This window comes from Flavobacterium procerum (genome assembly GCF_042431625.1).
In the GTDB taxonomy this organism is placed as follows: Bacteria; Bacteroidota; Bacteroidia; order Flavobacteriales; family Flavobacteriaceae; genus Flavobacterium; species Flavobacterium procerum.
Map to the genome: position 1 here is coordinate 727,643 of NZ_JBHLYW010000009.1, position 8,660 is coordinate 736,302.

An 8,660-nucleotide genomic window follows, 5' to 3' on the forward strand; every position below is an offset into this window, starting at 1 on the left:
CATCTAAAGCCTGTTCTCTATATAAGAGAGCATGGCGAAACAATTCTTCATCACCCTATCAGGAAATTTGAGCTTCATCAAGATCTCCGAAACTTTATAAAACGACATCCTGCATACCATAAATTCTTTTAAAGCGTATGCATAGCCGTTCAGCCAATCTTTATCATTCAAATCCCTTCCCCAGGCCGCCGCATGCCGGCCAAGGTGCATTTCCAGTATACTCATATTCTCAGAATCCGTTATTACAAAAGCCAAAAATTCTACAATATCGCGGTGGGGTATGTTTTTTACCGCCAATTCCCAGTCATATATGCATACCTCACCATTGCTTCGTATTCCTGCATTCCTCGGGTTAAAATCATTATGAACGAGGCAGATGGGAAGTACATTTTCTATTGAACCTTTTGTTATATCCTGCAAAAAATCCGATAGTCTTTTAAGATCTTCAATACTTTCAGAGGCGGCTTCTTCTTTCAAAATAATAGAAATAAGCTTTTCATACAGCGATGCGGACTTTGAAGGATCGAACCTATTTATAAGGTGGCCAGGTATCTGTGAATCCTTTGCATGATAGTGCAGATGGATATCTGTAATGGCTGTTATCGCTTTCTCAATATCTAGCTCCCCCCACATTTCAGGGCTGTTTTCGGTATTAAAGAGATGCATAGAATCCTTGGTCAGGTATTCCATAACTAAAAGATATATTTCTCGCTGCAGGTCTTCTTTCTTTCCGTAATAGGCAGGCGTTACGCAAAAACCGCTGTTGTAGAGGTCTTCATAAATAAAAAGCTCTTTCCGATGGCAGTTATAGTATTCGGTATGGTTGCGGCAGTTGTAAATCAGGTCAGACAATGCAGGATCAATAGCTGCCGCCATATTGTGCATCCCCTTGATAATATCCTGATCAAGCGCTTTAGACTTTACAAGCAGCAGCATGCTGTATTGAGTGCTTTTTGCTGTGAAGGGGAAAAAACCAATAAGCTTTTGACTGGTTTTACCAGTAAGGCTGGTTATTATTCCATTCTCCATTTCCCTTTCTTCGAAAGAGACAGAAAGCGCAGCATAATCATCTGACAGACCGCCCATTATTTCGTTCATCAGGCTTTGATTAAGCTCAGATTTTATAAGCCAGTTCACAGGCTTGTTTCTCCCCAGTTTTTCATGTGCTTTTGCAAAAGCACCGCTTACAATCGCTGCATAAGTTGAGATTTCAAGGGATAGGGCAAACGCAGCAATAAGCCGCGCAAACCGTTCCAGTCCCCCTTTTCCATGACATTGCATCAACTCGAGCATTTCTTTTTGTTTGGGCACAGAGGTTCCCCCTCCAACCGTTCCAATAACAAGAGTAGGTAGGGTAAGTGAAATGTACAGCCCATCTTTCGCTTTTTCTAGATGAAGCATCCCTACCGAAGATTCGTGGACGCATCCGAGGTCCTGTCCAGTCGCAGCAAATATTGCGGCAATGGCATTTGCCACATTGATGTTATACCCAAACATGTTATCTTTTTTAGCCAGCATAAGGGATGGTGCATAACATCTTAAAACATCATCTGAAGTAGTGCGCAGCACATTCTCTATAACCTCCTCTTTTAGATGACATTCCGCTACGACATGAACTCCCCTGCCCTTTTCAACTGAATGTGCTGATATTTTTTTGTCTGATGAGCCATTGCCTTCAATAACATAGTTTTTTATCGCTACTGCAGTTTCTTTGGTAAATAGCTCCACAATAAAAAGCATAGCATGCCAAGTACAGGTAGTTGTCATGTTCTGTCCGGATGCATCGCCGGTGCGGTAATAAAACCGGAGATGCACTGCATTAGTTATGCAGACAGGCTCTATAGATAAAAGCTGCGCATGGTTGGAATACTTTTCAGCTTCTTTTTTAATAGAGTGATACTTGTCCTGCAGCCAATTGTAAAATAGGGCGGCGGCGGCGGCATCGTTAAAAACAAACATCGGGCAGCGGCTCATTTTTTGGTGGACAAAACTAGTTTTGACACCTCCGCTGAGGCTGGCCGCCTTGGCGCCCCTGTTCATACTCGCTACAAGCGCCCCTTCCAACGTCGCAGCCCCGGCATACACCCATTCCTCCTTATCTTCTCCAATATGCAAAAGAGGCCCCACCAAGCCTACCGGAATTTCAACAGAACCTATATACGATTCTATCTTATTTTGTATATCTGCATGAAAAAGGCTTGATGCAGAAATATACTTTGTAGAATGTCCCAGCTCATCCAAATGATCGTGCCGTAATTTGGTTGAATAAGCTGTTACCAGCCCCCTTCCTGGAACTATTGGGTAATTTTCCATAATTAGTGTAGGTTGGTTATTTCATTTTTAAGCCTCGCATAAAACCTGTCAAGGTTTTTAAAGTGCGAAGCATCAATATATTCGACGGATATTCTATAGCTTTGGGAGATGTTTTCAAATAGGGCATCATATGCATTATCAAACAATTCCAAAACCTCAAGTTTTTCATGGGGCTCGGATACATTTCTTGATGCAATGCGTTCAAAAAGAATCTCCGGATCCGCTTTTAAGAAAAAGACTTTATTTGGCAGCGTTGCCTTAAATAATGCTTTTATATTTTCATCGGGCACAGTGGTGTCCTTAAAAAAATTGCGGATGAAATTAAAAATACCCATTACTGGGTCAGCCTTGTTTTCGATAGGCAGCAGTTCTGCTATAAATGCAAGCAGCTCACCGTAGGCATTATTATAATGATCCAGCCTTTTGCGATTAAAATATTCGGGAGTTATGCGCTGAGCATAAAACTTAGCGTAAACAAGGGTATCTATCAATGGATGCCTTTCACATATCACAATCCGGGTACGAGGCGTTATGATTTCACAAACCAATTTTTCATATAACATCATGGAACCAAACAGCGCAAGCGCCTTAAGATCGGCCCAGCCATTCTCATCTGCCTCGCTGCTCATTTGATTTAGGAGCCCCGCCTGCTTTTTCAATGCACCTCCTGCAGGTAATGCATCTTCGTCTATATGGGGTAAATTAACCAGCACCGCATGCTCAGGCCTGTCCGATTTCAGCTTTAGAAACAGCGTACTTTTACCGCAGCCGTCTAATCCGGTAATGAGGATGGTCCGTATCATTCCGTTATAGATTTAAGAGCCAATGCACATAACTCTTCAGGCTCCAAAGCCGCATTCAGCACGCACCATTCGGGCTTGATATATTTTTCGAGCTGAAGAACTGATCTTTGTTGAAAATTAATAAAATTCTGGTAAGTTGCTTCGCGACAACCGCACTCATATTTTGAGAACCGTTTCTTTCTTGCCGCATTAAGCTCCGGTGGATGAGAAAGGAAAATGACCTTATCCGGCGCCGGCATGCGCAGAGCAAGGAAATCTTCGAGTACTTTGTCCGCTCCCATAGCCAGCTCAGAAGCAAAATATTTATAGTAATAGGCATTAATCAAGATAATATCAGAATCAGATTGCAGCGCCCTATCTATAGCTGCCTCCATGGCGTGAGCAAGAAACAACAGGCGGGCATCGGCATTGAGCTGGCACAGGTACTCGTCTATATCTTTCTTATTGCTAAAAACCTGCACTTGCGTGTTTTCCAGCATATCCCAGATGCTTACTTCATGTGCGTGCGGCCATTTTTTTTTCAGTGCCCTTACAAGTGTTGATTTCCCCGAGCCATCAGCTCCCGTTATGCAGATAATAGTTCTAAGTTTACTGTACATCGTTTACCACTTTCTTTATATGTTTAGGATCTATGTTGTTTTTTCTAAGATAATCGAAGTAAGATTCTTTTGGGAAAACGTAATTTACAGGCGAAAGCATAACATCAAAAAACAGCTTTATAAAAAGCAGACCGGTAACCTTCCAGCCTATTTCTTGTGCAATTATAGAAAATGAAAACCACGGTCCCTGCACCCTCCCTTTTATCTTGTTCATTGCAGTTGGCTTATGAAACTTGTCTATAAACTTAAGGCTGTGCTTTATATCGGGGAAGTATATCATTTTCAGTATCTTTCCATAAAAATGAAGGCGGTGGTGAAACTTAGGAAAGAGATTAAGATAGATGACGTTCTTTTCTATATCCTGAAAATAATCATGGTAAGAAAGATGAATATCACCCGTTTCGGCAAACATTTTTTTTCTTTTTACAAGGCGAGTCCCAATAAATGACGCATCCTTAAACGCCAGTCTCTGCAGCCATCCATCAGGAATCGTATCTGTACATAAATTGCACATCTCAAAAGTAAAACGGGCCTTTTCTGCAGCGTTTGCGCTTTCTATTAAGGCAAACAGCTCTTCTGTATTCCACGTTTCCGAAGCAATCAGATTGTATACATCCATGCAGTCCCGTATGCCGCATTTATATATGCCCATGTGCAGTATGAGATGCAGCAGATTATAAGCAGGCGAAAGCTGTTTGCACGCAGCGCCGGCAACTAAAAAAGGCGTTGCTGTACTCCATGCCTGTTTTATGTCGACACTGAAATTTGTCGTGGGTGATTTTAATCCCCACTGCGTGCCGATGATGCATTTAAAATCGGGACTGATAAACGGTATTGCCGTATGGCTGAATTTTGTTTCTTCTTCCTTTTCGCCGCTCCATCCGAATCCTAATGGAATAAACCCAAGGCCAAGATAGATTTTATGAATTTTTGGCCAGTCTTCCTTCTTCACGAGAATATCAAAATCGTTCATCTTTTTATACCCCGTATCTTGATAAATGGTGGCTGCAAACAAATTGCCCTTTAGGATAATCACATCAATGCCGTTATCATTAAATGCTTTCAAAAAGCGGTGGGCTATGGTAGTCCTCTGCTCATTCTCGTTGAGTGTCTTTTGATATTCCGATTCAAATCTACCTCTAACATCTTGATCAAAGAAATCAATAAGTTCATAACGCTTAAGCTGAATATTAATCCACGGAGCCATTTTCCATTTCAGACAGTATTCAAAAAAGGCATCCTGAAGTTCAGGCTCGCGGCATAACAAAGTTAAATGCTCCCTGATTTCATAAAGCGCCGACGGCTTTATCTCTACCTGGCTTAGCAGTGCTGTGGTTTTAAAAGTACTATTCATGAATGCTTACTTTTTCTATAGAGCCTGTGGCTCCGTTTATTTTTACTTTTTCTCCATCGATGAGCACTGAAGCCGCATTTTTAGCACCTACAATAAAAGGGATTCCCATTTCCCTGCATAAAATGGCCGTATGCGAAAGCAGACTGCCCCGTTCTGCTACGAGTCCTCCCGCCCTTGCAAACAAGCCGATCCAGCCTGGCTCAAAAAATGAGGACACCAGTATTTTACCTTTTACATCAAGATCATGGATCTCTGGTGAGCGCACCTGCAAGACCGCCCCTGTAGCGATGCCACTGCTGCAACCGGTTCCTGAAAGGCAGTCCCGACTGGCAGATGATTTTTTTTCAATCGGATAAAATGCGTCACCGATCTGATGGTAACGCTCGGGCTGATATTCATTCTGATAGCCCGCATATTCTTGTTTCCTTAAGTTCACTATCATTTTGTAACTATTGGCGAGCAACGGGGCGTTTAGTTCCTCAAAATGCAGGTACAAAGAATCTCTTGGACCATCTATCAGTCCCTGATCAAGCAATCGTTTGTCCATCTCCCTGAAAAGCCTCCTGGCCATATCAAATGATTTTGTCCTTATAAAGCGGAAATTTTCACGGTCGCGTATGCGGGCAATTGCAAATTTTAATCCTGTACTCAGCAACAGGCGTGTAAATGGACGGTACATATAGTGTTCCTTCAGTATTTTACTGTAATCGAATTGCTTTTGCGGCGGCCTCTCTTGATATGGCTGTGACAGGTTTGCTTTTAGCAGAGCAATAAATTTTGACGGGTCTTCACGGTAATTCACCGTTTCCATCTTCATCTCCCCTTCGTCGCACCGTTCGCCGAACCTGTCCAGATAGTCCTTGATTAGCATGTAAAACTCCGGGTGCTCCAGCTGTATTTCATGTAGGGCCTTCTGCGCCGGCTCTTCAATAATTATTCTTTTCACAGCTTCGTCTTTGTCAAGCCTGTCTATCAGTTCCCCAAATGTGCGCACAATTTCTACAGATACCACATCTCCGATTCCCGCTATAGCATCGTTAAGAAAATTAGGATGCCAATCATGCATCTTTGAACGCAGGAGTATCTTTTTTAGCCCGTTATAGGACAGCATGGCAAAAAAACCGTTGATCATGGGCGGGTACCAGTATTTCCCTAGATCAGACTCCATTTCCCTATAGATGTCAATCAGCTCCTGATGCCCCTTAGCTTGCAGGCCGGTTGATTCAAACTGCTCTCTGGTGCGGTTGTACTGGTTAAGGTATCGCTTTTTGTAATGGCCAAAGAAAAGCATGCATTTCATTAAGTTAAGCAACAGCCTGAGATACACCGCAAGGGAAGCTCTAACAGGCGGTCTGCTGAATCTGGCCTCATCAGCCCCCATCATTTTTGTAATCATCCGGCTTGTCTTATTCCCGAAAGGCAGCTGGAATAAAAGCTGCTGCCATGCCGTTATATTATAGTACATTCCTCCCTTAATAGCCCCAAGCATATCTTTGAAAAGGCTACGGTTATTTTCTATAAACGAATTGCCCGAACCTAAAAATCTGCACATCTGCATATATGCCATGCTGTAAGAATGCTGCATATACGAACTGGTAAGGGGTAATGTAACGCCTGGATAATTTATTGCCAGGTTGGAATTGTCCCAAACCGTATAATCACCTTTTGGCACTAATGAAGTTACGGGGCGTACCTGCAGCCAGTAAATTCTGTTCTTACTGATCGTAAATTCGGCATCTACAGCATACCCTTTTAACTGCTCTAGTTTTATGAGCCGGCCTCTGATTTCTTTTAGATAGGGAGCCGCTTCTAAAAATAACGCATCACCCGAAAGAGTCATGCTTCTGTATACCTTGTCAAACACTTTCCCTCCATAGGCATCATCCTTCGAAATTATTTTAGGAGAATCGGCCAACTCTATCCCCATGCCGTTCTCTTCACCCGAAACAAGCTTAAATCCTAAACCGGGAATGATGCTGACTACGGGATTTTCATTGTCAGGGTTTAATGGATCCACTGAGAACCCCACACCGGAAATTTCTCCCTGTACCATTTCTTGCAACACCATATTAAAACTAACATCATTATCTGTATCATATCCCGATGCAGGCATCTTCTTAAAACCTGCCAGTACTTCTTCAAAAGCTGCCGGCAGCTCATCGGCCGTACAGTTAAGTACCGTAATAAACATGCCCGCATAAGACTTTTCGGTGCCGTCCTCTGCACCTGCACTGGAGCGCAATGCCCAAAGCGAATCTTTATCAGGATTGGCATCCGACCGCCACTCTTTAAATAAGCTTTCAGCCTGGAGTCCTCCTGAAATGACGTTTTGAATAGCCTCATTGGGTATTATAAAAAAGGGAGGTACATCGAATCCTTCTTTAACAAGAAAGGCTAGCCCATCGGCTTTTCCACCAAAAGACAGGTCTGGAATATCAAGGTATGAATAATAATTCATCATCATCAACAATAGGTTAGGAATCTATCAGGTCTCTTCCGATATACTAAAAGTGGTCCGTAATAATCTGTATGTTTACCAGTGCTTGTTTGTTTGTAAACTGATGAATCAGCATATCTGAATGATTCCCCAATTCGCAATAATTTATCATCTTCTTGCTAAAAACCATACATTTCAATCCTTCAATGAGGTAGTATCCAAAAATTGCACTGTCCAACATATTTTTTTATGCAAGAAAATTCTTCAGATTCAATAGGTAGGCAAAAGTTTGTATGATCCAAATCGAATGCCAAAACAAAAAAGTCTGCAGTTCTAGATAAAGAACTAAAGCAAAGGGCTATAGTGATCAGGTCACAAACCAACCTTAAAAAACTAACAATCAAATATATAAAAACTCAAAAAACTATTAACAAGTAAAAACACCTTTTTTTTTACAAATCTATGGTCAATAATTTTAATATTTGGGATTGGAGGCCCTAGAGGAATTATACACGAGGATAAGGGGTATTTCTCGATCTGGGGCTGTCTTCGATTTTTCCGCAAAAAACTAAGACAGTCGTTTAAAATATTTTGATGATGGTGACTGAGTCTGAAGTTGCCGTCACTATCAGCCGCTTTAAAGTCCATCTTTACCGGTCTAATAAATGAAAAATTCCTGATACAGAACAAACTCCGTGAAGTTTATATCCATAAAACCAGTTGTTTTGGGAAGCACAAAATCCTTTTGATGGAGCCGTTTCTAATTTATCTTTACATATTTTAACTCTATTATGACGAGAAAATTTACGGACTTCTAAAGGCATACTGTCAACAATGAAATAATCTTCAAATTCAATAAGATTAGGTATTGAATTAGAATCGATCTGTTTAAACAATGAATTTTCACTATCAATAGACATAAAGTCAGCCGTCAAACTTAATGCAACAACTTATTTATCAGACATTTTGCCTTTTCTTCCAACACTTGATTTACAGTATGCTTCACAATTCAAAGAACTTATAACTTCTAAAACTCTAAAATAATTTTTAACTATATTTGTCATGAATATTGTTTTGTTTTATGACGTCAAGACACTGTATTCCAGAATCTTGAACAATACCCACTTCCATTATTTTACTTCAGTTAATTTCAC

Annotated in this window: 5 protein-coding genes and 1 pseudogene; all 6 read right to left on the bottom strand. The window is 41.3% G+C overall.

The genetic code is table 11. The annotated features are described in order from the left end of the window. Window positions 1-3 precede the first annotated feature (3 nt). The gene (locus tag ACFFLS_RS14245) at window positions 4-2,313 is read right to left on the bottom strand and encodes a hydroxymethylglutaryl-coenzyme A reductase family protein (RefSeq protein WP_379682252.1); all 2,310 of its coding nucleotides are present in this window, start codon (window positions 2,311-2,313) and stop codon (window positions 4-6) included. Window positions 2,314-2,315: 2 nt separating this feature from the next. Beyond that, on the bottom strand, window positions 2,316-3,116 hold the full coding sequence (locus ACFFLS_RS14250) for a hypothetical protein (RefSeq protein ID WP_379682253.1): 801 nt from the start codon (window positions 3,114-3,116) through the stop codon (window positions 2,316-2,318). Beyond that, window positions 3,113-3,715, bottom strand: coding sequence for an AAA family ATPase (locus ACFFLS_RS14255; RefSeq protein ID WP_379682254.1), 603 nt, complete (start codon window positions 3,713-3,715; stop codon window positions 3,113-3,115). Before ACFFLS_RS14255 ends, ACFFLS_RS14250 begins: the two co-directional genes overlap by 4 nt. Continuing rightward, window positions 3,705-5,069 (bottom strand): nucleotidyltransferase family protein, encoded by a 1,365-nt coding sequence (locus ACFFLS_RS14260; protein ID WP_379682255.1) that lies wholly within the window; start codon window positions 5,067-5,069, stop codon window positions 3,705-3,707. The genes ACFFLS_RS14255 and ACFFLS_RS14260 overlap by 11 nt, the downstream gene beginning before the upstream one ends. Then, window positions 5,062-7,533: a PEP/pyruvate-binding domain-containing protein gene (locus ACFFLS_RS14265; protein ID WP_379682256.1), complete on the bottom strand. Its 2,472-nt coding sequence runs from the start codon at window positions 7,531-7,533 to the stop codon at window positions 5,062-5,064. The genes ACFFLS_RS14260 and ACFFLS_RS14265 overlap by 8 nt, the downstream gene beginning before the upstream one ends. A gap of 629 nt (window positions 7,534-8,162) precedes the next feature. Then, window positions 8,163-8,570 (bottom strand): annotated as a pseudogene (locus ACFFLS_RS14270) (transposase family protein); the annotation flags it as partial. Between the last annotated feature and the right edge of the window lie 90 nt (window positions 8,571-8,660).

Coding starts and splice junctions, on each gene's coding strand:
- ACFFLS_RS14260 (WP_379682255.1), bottom strand. CDS start 5,069: ATGAATAGTACTTTTAAAACCACAGCACTGCTAAGCCAGGTAGAGATA.
- ACFFLS_RS14255 (WP_379682254.1), bottom strand. CDS start 3,715: ATGTACAGTAAACTTAGAACTATTATCTGCATAACGGGAGCTGATGGC.
- ACFFLS_RS14250 (WP_379682253.1), bottom strand. CDS start 3,116: ATGATACGGACCATCCTCATTACCGGATTAGACGGCTGCGGTAAAAGT.
- ACFFLS_RS14265 (WP_379682256.1), bottom strand. CDS start 7,533: ATGATGATGAATTATTATTCATACCTTGATATTCCAGACCTGTCTTTT.
- ACFFLS_RS14245 (WP_379682252.1), bottom strand. CDS start 2,313: ATGGAAAATTACCCAATAGTTCCAGGAAGGGGGCTGGTAACAGCTTAT.